Raw genomic sequence first — 15406 nt, 5'->3', positions numbered from 1 at the left:
CCTGGGGCCTGCTTTCTAAAAGGGCAATACTCCCTTGATGGCACAAACCGACGAGGCTGACTAGCCCACTCGACCGAGCGTGTGGCCGCGGGTCCACGCAAAATGCTTGCTCGTGCCAAGTGCTCACGGTAGCTTGGTATTGCTCTGTGAACCTCGAATCAGTTTTTGACCGCAGTGAGCGCCATGAGCCAGGCAGTATCGGACACGTTTGATTGTGGGCGGTGGGGCCTCCTGACACTTCTCCTGACACTCCCGCTCCTGTCGAGTTGCTCGCTGGCGCTCGACTTCGACGAGTGCAACACCAGCTCAGATTGCGGAGCCGAGGGCCAATGTGTCGCCGGGATCTGCCAGGAGCTCGGCAAGCCGCGCGTCGAGGTGACCGACTATATCGTCGAAGACACCACATGGACGGCCGATAACGATTACGTCCTCAAAAACCTGATCATCGTCATCCAGCCGGCCACGCTGACCATCGAGCCGGGCACGCGCATTCTGGGCGAGCGCAACAGCGCGCTGGTCACCCAGGCCGGGGCCAAGCTCGTCGCCGAGGGCACTCGCGAAAACCCTATTGTCTTCACCAGCGCCAAGCCCGAAGGCCAGCGCCGCTCGGGCGACTGGGGTGGGCTCGCGCTCATCGGAAAAGCCACGCTCAACCGCCCCGAGATGACGCTTCGCATCCTCGAAAACGAGGACGAAGACAAGATCGGCGGCACTGACGACACGTGGGATTGCGGCACGCTCAAGTACGTGCGCAGCGAGTTTGGCGGTGGGTTGATCGACGGGCAGAAGGCGCTCAACGGCATCACACTGGCCGCCTGCGGCTCGGAGACCACCGTCGACTATATCCAGGCGCACCTGGGCGACGACGACGGCATCGAGCTCTTCGGCGGCACGGTCGATATCCGCCACGCCGTCTCGAGCCGCCCGCAAGGCGACGGCTTCGACCTCGACGTCGGATGGCGAGGCACCGGTCAGTTTTTGGCTGTGCAGATGGACTCGAATGGCGAGGAAGCCATCGAGATCGAAAACCGCGGCGAGCAGCCCACGGCCACACCGCAGACCGACTTCCAGATTTACAACTACACGATCATCGGCACCGAGGAGCAGACCGACCTGCAGCGCGGCCTCATCGTCAAGAGCGGCGGCCTGGGCTACTTGTCCCACGGCATCGTCATGAGCCCGAGCACCGGCGGCATCCACATCGAGGGCACCGAGTCGGGCCAGCACGGCGTCGCCGACAAGATCATCGTCGAGAACACCCTCTTCTACAATATCGGCGCCGACGGCACGAGCTACTTCTCGATGGACGAGCTCGCCCAACAAACCACCTTCGACCCGCAGGCTCACTTCACCAGCCCCGAGTACAACAACGTGTTCGGCTCCGACCCCGGCTTCGAGACGCCCTACAATCTGGGCGACCCGGACTGGGTGCCCTCCCCCGAGCACACCACCGGTCGCGATATCGGTCCGCCGCCCGACGGCTTCGACTTGACCGCCGTCTACCGCGGCGCGTTCTCGCCGAGCGCTGCGCCCTGGACCGAGGGCTGGACGGCCTACCCGAAAAACTGACCCGAATCAGACGCCACTCTCGTCTTTCGGTGCGAGTGCTTCCAGCTCTCGCAGACGAGGGCAAGATGCCCTCGCTCCGAATCAGGCGCCACTCTCACTGCGGTAGACCCGCGTGCCTCCGCCGGAGCGGCGCGTCCGCTCGTCGGTGGAGGTCTCGTGCCTGCCCAAGTCGTGCTCGTGGCGGTCTCGCTGCGACCTATCGGTCGACGACGACAACGTCTCTCGGCGATGCGTCCCCTCTTTTTGGCGCTTGAGATACCGCCACGCGATCGCGATGACGCCCAGCACGGTGGCGATGACGATGACGGAGAGCACAATCCAAATGAATGCATCCATGGTCGTTCACCTCTCGAAAGAACTTCTGAAGATCGAAGGTGCGTCTGCTCACGAAAGCGGCGGACTCTGCTCTTGGCTGCCGCGATGGTGTTCTTCTTCTACTCGGTACGCGTCGGACTCTCGGTCGGCTCGCCGAATGTCTTCGGTGCCCTTCCCCTTGCCTCGACGATAGTGCGACGCCCTGCCCGCGCCCCGCGGCTCCGAGACGTCGGCCGGGCGCATGTAGAACTGTCGCCACAAGAAGTAGGCGACCAAGCCCACCAAGAATGCTGAGATAAAGACGATGAACCACCAGTATTCCATGGCGTCCTCCCACCGTGTGTAAACCACTGAACTCCCTACACTTCCCCCGAACTCAAGGTAAACACCGCTCGGCGTTTCTTGAGGGCTTGTGGGCTCGAGGGATTAGGGGCTCGAGGGATTAGGAGCTCGAGGATTAGGGACTCGAGGAATCAGTCCAGATAACAGACTTCGTGGTCCTCGGGGTAGCGACGGTAGTCTTCGCTGTTGATGGCCGGGCAGGTGTCGCGGATGAGCGCTTTGAGGTCGGTGACCTCTTGCCAGGTGAGCGCCATAGGCTCGAAGACGATGGGGATCTGGGTGGTGGCGTTCTCGATGAGGTCGGTGAGCTGGCCCAAGACGCCCTCGGCGCGGCCGGTCTCCCAGATGTCGGTGAAGTTGTCGACGAAGGCGCCGACAAGCTGCGGGTAGTGACTCGCCCGGTACACCACCAGATTCTCCATGGTGTTGTGCTCGGCGTTGTCCGACAGGTTGTACGAGCCGGAGGCGACCGTGTCGCCGTCGAAGATCAGGTACTTGTGGTGCATCTGCACCGCGTAGGTGTAGTGCCAGCGGTACGAGTAGTACTTGAAGCGCGTGGGGATGCCGGCGCGCTGCATCTCGAAGCTGAAATAAAAGCCCTTGTCGAGGCAATCCTGGCGCTGCGCCTCGCTGTCACCGGCCTCGTCGAGGCAGTCGACGAGCTCGCGCTCCTGCTCACCGTGGTACCACTCGCTGATATACTCCTGGCCGTCGAGGTAGATGCGGATGTCCATGTCGGGGTGGTCTTGCCACTTCTGCAGCAGCGCCTCCGAGATGGGCCGCGAGCGCAGGTGACCCGAGGCGATCCAGATGGACTCGTCCGCCTCCTCGATGAGTTCGACGATGCGGTCGGAGACCTCGTCGCGGCCGCGCTCGACCGAGAACGTGTTGCCGTAGCGGCTCGAGTAGTAGGTGCGGAAATTGGCCGAGGTGAACTTGGCGTCCAGCCCGTCGTGGTCCGGGATCATCCCCGCCTCGATAGGCATCGACTCGAAGTAGACGAGCTCGTCGTTCCAGTCGAACGGCCGCGAGTGCGCCCACAGGTGGTTGAACTCCTTCTGGAAGCGCAAGGCCAGCTCCGCGTCCCCGCGGACGACCACGGTGTTCTCGTCGTAGCGCGTCCCCGCCGAGTACGACCAGTTGCCGCTGCCGCTGGCCAGCGTGGCGCCGGGCGCCTCGAGCAGCGTGTTGCGCGGCCCGTCGACGAGCACGAATTTGTGGTGCATGATCTTGTTGACCCACCGCACGGTCACGCCCGCGTCCTCGAGCTTGGCCGACATCGACCCGGCCGGCTCGCTGCGGTCGTCGTAGGTGCCCTGGAAGATCATCCGCACGCTCACCCCGCGGTCGACCGCGTCCTCGATGGCCTGCAGGATCCCCTGGTCCCGAAAGCTATACATCGCGATGTCGAGCGAGCGCTCCGCCGACTCGATGAGCTCCTGGACCCGCGCGAGGTGACTTGTGTGGTAGGGCTGCGGCGAGAAGATCGTCTCGGCTTGCACGCCATAGTCGCCCTTCTCGCAATAGCTCGACACCCCGCCGGCCAGCTGCGCCAGGGCGACCGGCCCGACGAAATAGACGTCGTCGACCTCCTCGATATCGCCGAAGAAGTCGTCGTCGCTCGTCAGCAACTGGCCGTCGGGCCCGTTTCGGTGCTCGATGAGGTTGTTGGCCGCGCGGGTGTGCACGCCAGAGACCTTGAGCGCCGCGACGTCGGTCGCCGGGTCGTTGAGCCACAAGACGATGTGGTCGAACTCACACGCACTGTAGAGGCTGTCGGCCTTACCATGCGGAAGCGCCTGGGCGTCCTTGCCGTCGGGGGAGTCTTCGACGGGGCGGCCGTCACCACCACAGGCAACGGAGGCGGCGACGAGGACGGCGAGCAGACTACGTACAAACAACTTCATGACTTCACTTCGCTCGAGACTTCATCAATGCGCGCAGTTAAGCAGACACGGCCATTGATGTCGAGAGGCCGCAAAAGCCGTGAAAACGTGGAGGCCGCAGAGACCGTGGGACCATGGGGGTGTGCGTCATAGCAGGAGTTCTCAAGACCCTCGGAGGCAGGGCTTCCAGCGCTGGTAACACAGACGTGCCGTGTTTTCGATAGATTGTGTTATGGTGCCGTATCGCTACACGACCAACCAGGGAGTCCGCAATGCCGACGAACACAAAAGGAAAACAAGGCAAACAAGACGCACTTCGCATCGACGCCTGGATCCAGCACCCCTCGGCGAATTTCGCCGCCCACCCGATGTTCGAGTCACTTCGGCGCTGGATGGGCATGGAAGAGGTGCCCGACGAGATCCCGCTCGACGTCACCGTCGCCGCGCTCGAGGCGGCCGACATCGACCGCGCGCTCGTCAGCGCCTGGTGGGGACCCGAAGGCGCGATCATCTCGAACGACGAGGTCGCCCAGATGGTCGACGCCCGGCCCGACCTGCTCGTGGGCGTCGGCTCGGTCGACCTGTCACAGCCGATGAAGGCCGTCGAGCAGGTGCGCCGCTGCGTCGAGGAACTCGGCTTCAAGGCCATCCGCGCGCTGCCCTGGCTGTGGGATCTGCCGCCCGACGACCGGCGCTACTACCCGGTCTACGTCGCCTGCGTCGAGATGGGCGTGCCCTTTTGCCTGCAGGTCGGCCACACCGGCCCACTGCGCTCCTCCGAGTGGGGCCGGCCCATCCCGTACCTCGACCACGTCGCCCTCGACTTCCCCGAGCTGACCATCGTCGGCGGCCACATCGGCTACCCGTGGACCGACGAGATGATCGCCCTGGCCCGCAAGTACCCGAACGTCTACATCGACACCTCGGCCTACAAGCCGTCCCGCTTCCCGCCGCAATTCGTCGACTACCTGCGCAAGGACGGCCGCAAAAAGGTCCTCTTCGGCAGCAACTTCCCGATGATCATGCCCGGCGACTGCCTGAGCGGGCTGGGCGAGCTCGGCCTTGACGACGAGGCGCGCGAGCGCTTCTTATGGCGCAACGCCGTCGAGGTGTTCGACCTCGACGTCTCCGATTCCTAGTGGTCCGACGTCCCGCAGTACTATGACACCCGCAAAACCATCGCTCGAGCCCCGGCGCATCGTGCGCCGCGGCGCCGAGCAATTCGCCCTCGTCGACGAGGGCCCGACCGACTCGCCGTCCCCCCGAAGCGCCATCGCCGTGCACGGCCTGCCCGGCTCGGTGCGCGACTTTCGTTGGTTCGCCCCGTGCGTGGCCGACCGCATGCGCCTGGTGCGCCTCGACATGCCCGGCTTCGGCCAGACCTCGGCCACGATGGCCGCGCCCACAGCGGCCGCCGCGGCGACCCACATCGCCCGGGTCGCCGACGCGCTCGGCGTCGAGCGCACGGTCCTGGTCGCCCACTCCTACGGGGCGCTGGTGGCGGTCACCGCCGCCGCGCGCTACCCCGACCTCGTCGACGGGCTCGTGCTCATCGCCCCGGTCGGCCTGCGCCCTCACCGCGGCCTGCGCCAAATGCCCGTGCCCGGCCTCATCGCCGCCGGCCTGCGCACCCCGCTGGTGCGCCAGCCCTTGATGGCCGGCCTCGAAAAGGCCTACGCCGCGGCCGGCTTCCGCCACACCACCCCCGACGAAATCGAGCGCACCCTCGCCGCGATCAACCGCTGGGACTTCAACGCCTACCGCCGCCGCGTACGCCGACTGCAGGTGCCGGTCATGTGCGCCTGGGCCGACGACGACCCCCTCGTCGAACCCACCATCGTCGACGAACTCCTCGCCGAACTCCCCGACGGCGTCCCCCAGGGACCGCGCTTGCACTTCGACACAGGCGGCCACAACCTGCAAAAAACCCGCGCCGTCGAGATCAGCGAGGCGATGATGACCTGGCTGGAGCCGTGAGCCCGACCTGAATGGTGCAGGTCGGACCCCAACTCGCGTGTCCCCTGCTACCCGACCGCCCTGCCCAAACACGTGCGGCGGGCCAGAGGCCACGCCGGCGGGCGGGGACGCCCGCGCCCCAATGAATCGTCGTTCACTGGCGTCGAAACCAGCGTTGTGGTAGAGCAAAACGCGTCGTTTCTACAATTTTGTCACTGGTCCAAAGGGAGCAGACACATGGCCGATCGCGACGGTGGATATATCATTGCCGAGCAGCTGCGTGAGCGCGGCGTCGAGTACCTCTTCACCCTGTGTGGCGGGCATATCTCGCCGATTCTTGTGGGCTCGAAGAACCTGGGCATCGACGTGGTCGATGTGCGTGACGAGGCGAGTGCGGTGTTCGCCGCCGATGCCGTCGCGCGGATGACCGGCAACGTGGGCGTGGCCGCGGTGACCGCCGGCCCGGGGGTGACCAACACAGTCACCGCCGTCAAAAACGCGCAGATGGCCCAGTCGCCGGTGCTCGTGCTCGGCGGGGCGACCGCTACGATCCTGCGTGGGCGAGGCTCGCTGCAGGACATCGACCAGATGTCGCTCATGAAGCCCATCGTCAAGTGGTGCACCCGCGTGACCACCGTCAAGGCGCTCGGCCCGACCATCAAGAAAGCCCTCGACGTCGCCACCAGTGGCGTGCCCGGCCCGGTCTTTGTGGAGGTTCCCATCGACCTGCTCTATCCCGAGGAGATCGTGCGCGGTTGGTACCTCGAGGAGGCTGGCCTCGACGACCCCAAGACGCTCCTGGCCAAGGGCGCCCAGCTGGGCATGAAGGCCTACCTGGCGCGCCAATTCCACCAGCCGCATATCTCGGTGGACCTGTCGCCCCCGTCGGTCGACCTCCCCTTCGGCAAGAGCCTCGACGCCAAGCTCGACAAGGCCGCCGATGCGCTGGCCCGCGCCGAAAAGCCGGTGCTCGTCGTCGGCAACCAGACGTTGGTCAACATGAACCAGCGGCAGGCTCGTGAGGTCGCCGAGGCCATCGAGATGCTGGGCATCCCGGTGTGGCTGGGCGGCATGGCGCGCGGCCTCTTGGGGCGCGACAGCGACATCCAGTTCTTCCACAAGCGCACCGCGTCGCTCAAAAAGTGTGACTACGCCATTGTGGCCGGCTTCCCGTTCGACTTCCGGCTGGGCTACGGCCGCAAGATCAGCTCGAAGGCCACGCTGGTGTCCGCCAACCTGAGCGAAGAGGACCTGACCAAGAACCGCAAGCCCGACATCCCCTTGCAGATGCACCCCGGCGAGTTCCTCATCCGGCTCGCCGAGCGCATGGGCGGCGGCAAACGCAGCTGGGATTTGTGGTTCGGCGAGATTCGCGAGCGCGAGGAGAAGCGCAACGCCGACATCGACGCCCGCGCTACCGAGGGCGAGGAGCTCGTGCACCCGATCTACTTCTTCAAGCGCCTCGAAGAGCTGATGGGCGACAACGCGGTGATCGCGGTCGACGGCGGCGATTTCGTCGCCACCGGCGCCTACGTGCTGCGTCCCCGACAGCCGCTCAACTGGCTCGACCCGGGCGTCTTCGGCACGCTCGGCGTGGGCGGCGGCTTCGCCCTGGGCGGCGCGCTGTGCCGGCCCGACTCCGAGATCTGGCTCATCTGGGGCGACGGCTCGAGCGCCTACAGCCTGGCCGAGTTCGACACCTATATCCGCCACGGCCTCGCCCCCATCGCAGTCGTGGGCACCGACGCCTCCTGGGCGCAGATCGCGCGCGACCAGACGGTCATCCTCGAAGACGACGTGGGCACCTGCCTTCGCCACACCGAGTACCACAAGGTCGCCGAGGGCTACGGCGGCAAGGGCATCCTGGTGACCGACGAGGCCGAGGTCGACGACGCCATCAAAGAGGCTCAGAAGCTCGCCTCGGAGGGCGTCCCGGTGCTCATCAACCTGCACCTGGCGCCGAGTGATTTCCGGAAGGGGTCGATTTCGGTTTGATGGGCTTTCCTGCGGAGCCGGGGCTTGCCCCGAGCGGAGCTCTCGCCGGTGCAGCCCCAAGGCTTGCCTTGGGGTAAACATCCGCGAAAGACGTCCCCCCTACTCCAACGGCCGCCCCCGCATAAACTCGGCGAACCGCCACAACACGCCCTGCAGGGAGCTCGAATCCCGGTACAGCAGCCGAAACGAGTCGCTCAGCAGCTCCACCTCGGGCAGAAGCCGCACCAACCTGCCCTCCTGCAGGTCGTCCTCGACCATGTAGAGCGGCAAGACCGCCACGCCGGCGGCGTCGAGCACCAGTCGGTGCATCGCGCCGCCGGCGCCGCACATCCAGACCTGATCAAATTTCAACTCGCCGGTGACCGAGGTCAGGTACCGCGTCAGCGGGAGGGTGCGGTCGATGTCGAGGAGCACGTGCTCCCGGGCGTGGTCGGGCTCGTCGAACGGGGTCTTGTCGAGCAGGTCGGGCGCGGCCACGAAGACGTACTCCTCGGGGTGCAGAAACTCGGCGTGCCATTTGCGCTCGGCGACCGGGGCGCTGGTGACCACGCAGTCGACCTTGCCGGCGCGCAACTCGTCGAGGATGTCCGAGCCGGAGCCGAAGTACAGATCGACATGCCAATTGGGGTGGACCTCACGAAGCTCTTGCAGCGCGGGCACAATCCACGACAAGCCAAGCTCGAAGCGCGTGCCCACGGTAAAGCGCGCGGGCGCTTCCTCCTCCCGGTGGACGACCTCGGCGCAGCGCCTGGCCTGCTGGACCGTCTGGCGAGCCTGCCCCAAAAGCCGCCGGCCGGCGGCGGTGAGTTCGACGTGGCGGGTGGTGCGCTCGAAGAGGCGCTGGTCTAAGAGCTCCTCGAGCTTCTGGATGCGCTGGCCGAAGGCGGTCGGCGTGAGCGCCATCTGCTCGGCGGCGCGCCGAAAGTTGAGGTGTTCGGCGGCCGCCAGAAAGCAGCGCAGGTTGTCGATGGAGGGGAGGTGTCCGAGTCCTTTCATCGTCCTTTTAGCGTTCCAGGGTCGTATCGGGCGTCACTTCGACGGTCATCTCACGAGTCGCCGAGGCGGTGCCGTCGTCGACCTCGAGCACCACGTGGTAAGTCCCCGGCTCGTAGGCGTGCCAGTTGAAGCTTCCGCCGCGCTGCGGCCACAATTGCTGCTCGCCGTCGACGACGAGACGCATGACCATCGGGGCGTCGGCGCCCTCGACACGTGCGTGGAACACGCCGCGCCGGCCGGCGCGAAGCTCCTCGGGGCCTTCGAGCTCGATCTGGGCGTCGAGCCCGCCTTCACGGTGGTCGATCACCTCCTCGCCGCACGTCCAGATACCTGCCGACAAGTAGCTACCCACGCCGATCCGGCCGTTCTCGTCGAAGGCGATGGCCATCGGCGGGTTGACAATACCGTCGGTCGTCCCTTCGGGAATCCAGCCTTCGAACTCCGGCGAGACGAGCGTGCTCACCGTCTCGCCGGTGCGCTCGCGCAGCACCATGTCGCCCGAGGGCGACATCATCGCAAGGAGCCGCCCGTCGGGCGTCCACTCGAGCGGCGAGACGCGATGCGGCGGGGCGTACGTGTTCAGGTTGACCGCGGCGACGCCTGCAGTCAGCGGCTCGCCGACCGGCTCGAGGCCCGGCAGGGTCCAGAAGCGCACCTTGCCGTCGACGCCGCTCGTTGCGGCGAACTCTCCGGTTGGGTGCACGGCCAGGTCGAGGATGCCCTCGACGGGCAGCATGTTGTGGTCGCCTTCTGCGGGCTCGTGGGCGAGCACCGAGGTCACTCGCTCCTCACGCAGGTCGACGTGCACCAACTCGCCCGTGCTCGGAAGGGTCAGCACCAAGGCGCCGGCGTCGGGCGTGTACGCGATTTCCGGGTTCGGCGAGTAGTAGCCGTTGCAGCGCTCGCCGGTGTCGAGCTCGACATCGAGCACCGAGGCGTCGTCGGCGATCGACCAGACGGACACGCGAAGGCCTGTCTCGACACACGAGAACACGGTGAAGAGTTCGCCCTGCGGGCCGAACGACGCGGCCGGCACCCAGCTGGATGTGTCGCCGAGTTCGACGGTCGCCAACACCTCGTCGGTCGCGCGATCGACGACGTCGATATCGTTGGTGTACGCCTGACCGCGTGCCTCGAGCCTCCAGTGCGCGTCGACGGCGTGGCTGTACGGCCCGACGCCAGCGTAGAACTCCTCGCCGTCGGCCGCCCGGTACGCCACCGCGCTCGCCATCACCGAGTCGGCACGCAACAGCAAGCCCGAGTTGGGCGAAAACCCGAAGAACGACGGCTGGTACCACATCGAGGGCTGCTCGGTGAACCAGCTCGGCTCGACCGTCTCGGCGCAGTCCGCCGACATGCCCACGGTGGTCTCGCCGCCGACCGACCAACCCGACTCGGCCGGCCCTTCGTCGACGTCCGCACACCCTGCGAGAGCAACACAGCCAATCAATGACGCAGCGAGCAATTGTTTCATCACATATCCTCCGGTTGAGGTTTCACCTTACGTGATACTCAACGTAGTGAAAACCGATGACACGGTGAATCTGGATTATCCTGACGCTATTATAAACCTGAGGTTAATTATACTGACTCAACCACGCCACAACTCGCCATCCGCAACCTCGAACCACTCCACAACTCGCCATCCGCAACGCTGAACCACTCCACAACTCGCTGCCCCAAAATCCTTAATTGCTTAAATAGCGGGCGTTGATGACCTGCAAGGCCTTCTCTTTCGGATTTGAGGCGTTTCGGTTTCAGTACCGCCTTCTATTTGGGCAAATAAGGATTTTGGGGCAGCGAATTGCCACGTGGTTCAGATGCGTGAATTGCTACGTGGTTCAGATGCGTGAACACAAAGTGAACACAAAAAAGGCCGGCGCCTCGAAAGCGCCGGCCTTTTTTGTTTAATCGACTAGCTAGTGGGGTGACGCCGAAGTGAGATTCAACCTTTCGGTGTCACACCACTTAGTCGTTTACTTCTTGACGTCCACGCCAAGGTACCAGGCGGTCTTGCCGTCCGGAGCCACGCGCACGTAGCCGGGCTCGTTCAGGTTGACGGTGAACTTGCCCTGCTTGTCGCCGACGGTGGCGAAGAAGCTGACCACGTCACCTTTGCCGACTTTGACACCCTTGGGCTTCTTGACCTTGAGGATGTAGCCACGCTTGACCTTCTTGTACTTGCACTTCTGCTCGTAGGTCACGCGACCGGTGTAGGCGTTGACGCTGGCGATCTTGTTGGTGTGCCAGCACTTGGTCGGCACGCTGTACTCGCCGCGGAAGTCGAAGTTGAGGTAGCCACCTTTGACGCTGGTGACGGTCTCTTCGACGAAGACGACCTTGCCTTTGTACTCGTCGGGGTTCGAACCGGCGCGACGGTGGCTGACCGTCTCGATGTCGACGCCGAGCATCGCGTAGGCCTCACCGACTTTGGCGTCGGCGGCTTCTTTGGTGAAGCGATACTTCTTGGCGGTGTCCGAGTAGCGGCTGGCGTAGCGCTTGACCGGGTCGCTGGCCTTGGGAGCGAGCTTGCCCTTGCGGTCGGCGAGGATGTCGTACAGGCGCACTTCGAGCTCTTCACCGCCGTCGAGCCAACCGCGGCCCTCTTTGATGATCTTGAGCTCGGGGTACAGCTTGGCGATGTTGCCCTCTTCGAAGTGCACTCGGGCGATGGCCGAGGCGATTTCGTAGGAGAGGCCACGCTTGAGGTTGCCGTTGTTGATGGCGGTGTCGAGCGCCACGGCCGACGGGAAGGCGGTCTCGTAGAGCTTCTGACGCGCTTCGGTCAGCTTCTTCAGAGCCTTGCCGTACTCGCCCTTCTCGAGAGCGGCGACGCCTTCGTCATAGGCGGGCTTGGCAGCCTTTTCGGCGGACTTGATCTTCTCCATGTCCTTGTTGAAGGCGGCTTCGGCGGTCTTCTTCCAGGAGTTGAACGCCTCTTCAGCCTTCTCGGCGCGGACCTCGGCGGGGTCGCGGTAGGTCATGCGCACCTTCTCGACGCGCTTGGCCACACCTTTGGTGTAGTCGTTCGACTCTTCGACCTCGTCGTAGTCCTCGAGCTTCTGCTCGATATTCTTCTCGAAGGCCACGGCGGTGCGGAAGTTCTTGGCCTTGCGCTCTTTCTCGATCAACTCGAGGGCGTAGTCGGCGAACTTCTTGAACTCGTCTTTATAGACCGCGTCCATCTCGGCGATCTTGGCCTCGTCACCGCCGACGTCCTTGAGCTTGCGGCGGCACTGCACGTAGTTCTCGAGCTCGCGGTCGACGTAGCGCCAGCGATCTTCCATGCGGTTTTCTTTGGCCTTGTTGACGTGCTCGGAGCACTCTTCGGCCAGAGCTTTGCGCTGGTAGACCTCTTTGGTGTACTTCTCTTTGATCTCGGCCAGGCGCTTGGGCGCCTTTTTGAGCATCTCGTGGTCCGAGTCGAGCTCGCGCAGCTTGTCCATGTGACGCTGCAGGGTCTTCTCGCGGTACTCGGCGGCGCTGAAGCGGCCTTCTTTGCGCTGCTCTTCGATCTCGCCGAGCGTCTGGTCGATGCGCTTGGCGTAGTCGGACGCCTGTTTCTGCTCGCGCTGGTGATCTTTGACTTCTTTGTCGGCACTGTTGACCAGGTCACGCTGGTCGATGGAATCGCCGCGCGCTGCTTTCTTGACGAGGTCGCAGCTCGACGCGCCCATCGCGAGCATACAAGTTACCAATAAGGTCGTACGGATACGCATAGTCACACTCCTGTGATTGCAGTGGAATACTACCAGCCGATGACCGTGACCAAGGTCACACCTCGCCCCCCACGACGATCATCCAACCGAGTTATCAAAATCTGGGGCCTTAGTTACTCGAATGAGTCAACTTTCGTCAACCGTGAACCGCGGTTCAGTCCACGGCAATTATTGCGCGTATGCCGTTGCAGGAGCGCCATTGATGTTTATATCCCACACTAGAGGGTTCGGCAGTGCGTCGCCTGTTTGTCATTAGATTCGTCGGCGAACAGCGCGTCGCTCACACGCTGCGCTCCCCGAGCTGTTTCATTTCTACTTCGAGGGGTCGACGCAACTCCCATCGGCCACGATCCCGCGGACTCGATCCAGCGGACTCGACCCATGGTGGAGGCGCGGCCCCGGAGGCAAGATCATGGCATATCGAGTATTTGCGACGTTCCTCGTCGTGCTCCTCGCGGCGGTCGGTTGTCGCACCGCCCAGGTCGAAAACGAGGGAGCCGACACCACAGGCGAGTACACCACACAGCGACTTCCTTCGGACGACGCGATTCCGTCGGGCACCGAGCTTCGAGTCGAGCTCAACCAGAAGCTGTCGACCGAGACGACCAGCGAGGGCGATGAGTTCAGCGCCACCCTGCTCGACCCGCTGGTCACCGAAGACGGCGAGACGGTCGTCCCTGCCGGGGCGATGGTGCGCGGAGAAGTGACGGGACTCAAAGAATCGGAAGAGATGGGCGACCAGGCCGCCATCCGGCTGCACGTCCAGGAGATTTCGTTCGACGGAGAGACCTACGAGTTGCCCGCCGAGATCGTGCAGACCGAGGTCGAGGCCGAGCGTGACAAGAGCGACATCGGCACGGGCGCTGCCGTGGGTGGTGTGGCTGGCGCCGCACTGGGCGCGATCATCGGCCGAGACGTCGGAGGCGCGCTTCTCGGTGGAGCCATCGGCGCAGGCGCAGGCACGCTCATCAGCCTGGGCATGGGAAGTGCCGACGCCGAATTGCCCGCCGGCTCGGAGATGATCCTTCGAACCACGCGCACCATCGACGTCGACTGACGCATCACCACAGCGACTGGCTGATCACCAGGACGAGGAGGTCTCCGGCTCGAAGCCGCGGGCCTCCAAAATCAGGCGCGTCTTCAGGTCGTACAGGTTCTTCTCGAGCCCGGCCGGGTATTCGTGCGGGTTGTCGAAGCGCTTGATGCCATCGTGGAAGTACTTGAGCATATGCCGGGCGTGCTCTTGGATTTCCATGATGTCGTCTTGGATCACATCCTCGCCCACATACTGCCCCTCGCGGAAGATGGGCTTGAGCATGTCGATGCCCGAGCCTTCCAGGCGCTTGCGTCGCGTCTCGTCGAGCGGGTCGACGATGATATTCGACTGCGGCTCGCCCATGAGCTCGTCGAAGATCATGTCGCCCATGAACTCGCCCTGCCCTCCGAAGCGGCTCGCCTTGTTCTTCCAGAATCGACGCACCTGAATCCTGCCGGGGTTCGAGATCTTGATGCGCTGCTCGCTCACCTTGACCTTGTGCTCCCACTCGCCGCCGTTCTTGCGCACCGCCGACAGCTTGTAGACACCGCCGAGCGCCGGCTGGTCCTTGGCGGTCGCCAGGTGGGTGCCCACGCCCCAGACCACAATCTGAGCGCCCTGCTCTTTGAGGGAGCGGATGGTGCGCTCGTCGAGGTTATTCGAGGCGACGATCTTGGTCTTCTCGAAGCCTGCTTCATCGAGCATCTTTCGGGCTTCGATGCTGAACCAGGCCAAGTCGCCCGAGTCGAGGCGGATGCCGGCCATTTCGTAGCCGTTCTGGCGCAGCTTCTCGCCCACCTTGATGGCGTTCTTGACGCCCTCGATGGTGTCGTAGGTGTCGACCAAGAAGACCGCGTTGTTCGGCATCGCCTGGGCATAGGCCTCGAAGGCCTCGAGCTCGGAGCCGAAGCTCATGACCCACGAGTGGGCGTGCGTCCCCTTGACCGGGATGCCGAAGAGCTTGCCGGCGAGCACGTTCGAGGTCGCCGAGCAGCCGCCGATGACCGCGGCGCGTGACGCCGAGATCGCCCCGTCGATGCCCTGCGCGCGGCGCAAGCCGAACTCGAGCACCGGCTCGCCCTGGGTCGCGTAGCAAATCCGCGAGGCCTTGGTCGCCACCAGCGTCTGGAAGTTGATGATGTTGAGCAGCGCCGTCTCGAGCAACTGGCACTGAATCAGGGGTCCTTCGACGCGGAGCAAGGGCTCCTGAGGGAAGACCACGCTCCCCTCGGGCATCGCGTCGACGCTGCAGGAGAACTCCATGCCCCTCAAGAATTCCAAGAACTCCGACTCGAAGAGGCGCTCGCCGTCGTTGCCGCGCAGGTCGGCCAGGTAGGCCAAGTCGTCGGCGGCGAACTCGAAGTCCATGAGGAACTCGACGGCCGTCTTCAACCCGGCTGCGATCGCGTAGCCGCCTTTGAACGGTGGCTTACGAAAGAAGAGGTGGAAGATGGCGTCGGTCTCGACCATCTCTTGCTTCCAATAGCCCTGCGCCATCGTCAGTTGGTACAGGTCGGTCAGAAGCGCGAGCGAGGATCCGTACATGCTCAGGTGATTCATGGGGACAAACTCTCCAGACGGAGTGCAACACT

Annotated in this window: 12 protein-coding genes; 5 read left to right on the top strand and 7 right to left on the bottom strand. The window is 64.3% G+C overall.

Annotated features, from left to right (window positions below):
* The first annotated feature begins 183 nt into the window (after positions 1-183).
* Positions 184-1569 (top strand): hypothetical protein, encoded by a 1386-nt coding sequence (locus FIV42_RS23305; RefSeq protein ID WP_141200017.1) that lies wholly within the window; start codon positions 184-186, stop codon positions 1567-1569.
* A gap of 81 nt (positions 1570-1650) precedes the next feature.
* On the opposite strand, the gene FIV42_RS23300 is transcribed toward FIV42_RS23305, so the two are convergent.
* From FIV42_RS23300 to FIV42_RS23290, 3 genes are all read right to left on the bottom strand, one after another.
* Entirely contained in the window at positions 1651-1905 is a 255-nt protein-coding gene (locus FIV42_RS23300) for a hypothetical protein (protein WP_141200016.1), read from the bottom strand.
* Between the two features lie 48 nt (positions 1906-1953).
* On the bottom strand, positions 1954-2208 hold the full coding sequence (locus FIV42_RS23295) for a hypothetical protein (protein WP_141200015.1): 255 nt from the start codon (positions 2206-2208) through the stop codon (positions 1954-1956).
* A gap of 149 nt (positions 2209-2357) precedes the next feature.
* A complete protein-coding gene (locus FIV42_RS23290; protein WP_141200014.1) occupies positions 2358-4133 on the bottom strand; it encodes a phospholipase D-like domain-containing protein in 1776 nt (591 codons plus the stop codon).
* Positions 4134-4384: 251 nt separating this feature from the next.
* Here FIV42_RS23290 and FIV42_RS23285 point away from each other — a divergent pair, with 251 nt between their 5' ends.
* From FIV42_RS23285 to FIV42_RS23275, 3 genes are all read left to right on the top strand, one after another.
* On the top strand, positions 4385-5251 hold the full coding sequence (locus FIV42_RS23285) for an amidohydrolase family protein (protein WP_141200013.1): 867 nt from the start codon (positions 4385-4387) through the stop codon (positions 5249-5251).
* Positions 5252-5273: 22 nt separating this feature from the next.
* Positions 5274-6089 (top strand): alpha/beta fold hydrolase, encoded by an 816-nt coding sequence (locus FIV42_RS23280; RefSeq protein ID WP_141200012.1) that lies wholly within the window; start codon positions 5274-5276, stop codon positions 6087-6089.
* 216 nt (positions 6090-6305) lie between these two features.
* On the top strand, positions 6306-8063 hold the full coding sequence (locus FIV42_RS23275) for a thiamine pyrophosphate-binding protein (RefSeq protein ID WP_141200011.1): 1758 nt from the start codon (positions 6306-6308) through the stop codon (positions 8061-8063).
* A 99-nt stretch (positions 8064-8162) separates the two neighbouring features.
* Here FIV42_RS23275 and FIV42_RS23270 read toward each other — a convergent pair whose 3' ends face one another.
* The 3 genes from FIV42_RS23270 to FIV42_RS23260 form a co-directional block, all read right to left on the bottom strand.
* Positions 8163-9059 carry a LysR family transcriptional regulator gene (locus FIV42_RS23270; RefSeq protein ID WP_141200010.1) on the bottom strand — a complete coding sequence of 299 codons (897 nt, stop codon included), beginning with the start codon at positions 9057-9059 and terminating at the stop codon, positions 8163-8165.
* A gap of 7 nt (positions 9060-9066) precedes the next feature.
* Positions 9067-10533: a WD40 repeat domain-containing protein gene (locus FIV42_RS23265; RefSeq protein WP_141200009.1), complete on the bottom strand. Its 1467-nt coding sequence runs from the start codon at positions 10531-10533 to the stop codon at positions 9067-9069.
* A gap of 502 nt (positions 10534-11035) precedes the next feature.
* A complete protein-coding gene (locus tag FIV42_RS23260; RefSeq protein WP_141200008.1) occupies positions 11036-12778 on the bottom strand; it encodes a hypothetical protein in 1743 nt (580 codons plus the stop codon).
* Positions 12779-13190: 412 nt separating this feature from the next.
* Here FIV42_RS23260 and FIV42_RS23255 point away from each other — a divergent pair, with 412 nt between their 5' ends.
* Complete coding sequence (locus tag FIV42_RS23255) at positions 13191-13835, top strand: hypothetical protein (protein WP_141200007.1); 645 nt, start codon at positions 13191-13193, stop codon at positions 13833-13835.
* A gap of 24 nt (positions 13836-13859) precedes the next feature.
* Here the strand turns inward: FIV42_RS23255 and FIV42_RS23250 are convergent, their stop codons facing one another.
* Positions 13860-15374: a nicotinate phosphoribosyltransferase gene (locus FIV42_RS23250; protein WP_141200006.1), complete on the bottom strand. Its 1515-nt coding sequence runs from the start codon at positions 15372-15374 to the stop codon at positions 13860-13862.
* Positions 15375-15406: the final 32 nt, after the last annotated feature.

The organism is Persicimonas caeni, from assembly GCF_006517175.1.
Classification (GTDB): Bacteria; Myxococcota_A; Bradymonadia; order Bradymonadales; family Bradymonadaceae; genus Persicimonas; species Persicimonas caeni.
The sequence above is the reverse complement of the archived record's forward strand: the minus strand, read 5'-3'. Positions and strand labels throughout refer to the sequence as shown.

Coding starts and splice junctions, on each gene's coding strand:
- FIV42_RS23260 (WP_141200008.1), bottom strand. CDS start 12,778: ATGCGTATCCGTACGACCTTATTGGTAACTTGTATGCTCGCGATGGGC.
- FIV42_RS23280 (WP_141200012.1), top strand. CDS start 5,274: ATGACACCCGCAAAACCATCGCTCGAGCCCCGGCGCATCGTGCGCCGC.
- FIV42_RS23305 (WP_141200017.1), top strand. CDS start 184: ATGAGCCAGGCAGTATCGGACACGTTTGATTGTGGGCGGTGGGGCCTC.
- FIV42_RS23285 (WP_141200013.1), top strand. CDS start 4,385: ATGCCGACGAACACAAAAGGAAAACAAGGCAAACAAGACGCACTTCGC.
- FIV42_RS23290 (WP_141200014.1), bottom strand. CDS start 4,133: ATGAAGTTGTTTGTACGTAGTCTGCTCGCCGTCCTCGTCGCCGCCTCC.
- FIV42_RS23250 (WP_141200006.1), bottom strand. CDS start 15,374: ATGAATCACCTGAGCATGTACGGATCCTCGCTCGCGCTTCTGACCGAC.
- FIV42_RS23270 (WP_141200010.1), bottom strand. CDS start 9,059: ATGAAAGGACTCGGACACCTCCCCTCCATCGACAACCTGCGCTGCTTT.
- FIV42_RS23255 (WP_141200007.1), top strand. CDS start 13,191: ATGGCATATCGAGTATTTGCGACGTTCCTCGTCGTGCTCCTCGCGGCG.
- FIV42_RS23300 (WP_141200016.1), bottom strand. CDS start 1,905: ATGGATGCATTCATTTGGATTGTGCTCTCCGTCATCGTCATCGCCACC.
- FIV42_RS23265 (WP_141200009.1), bottom strand. CDS start 10,533: ATGAAACAATTGCTCGCTGCGTCATTGATTGGCTGTGTTGCTCTCGCA.
- FIV42_RS23275 (WP_141200011.1), top strand. CDS start 6,306: ATGGCCGATCGCGACGGTGGATATATCATTGCCGAGCAGCTGCGTGAG.
- FIV42_RS23295 (WP_141200015.1), bottom strand. CDS start 2,208: ATGGAATACTGGTGGTTCATCGTCTTTATCTCAGCATTCTTGGTGGGC.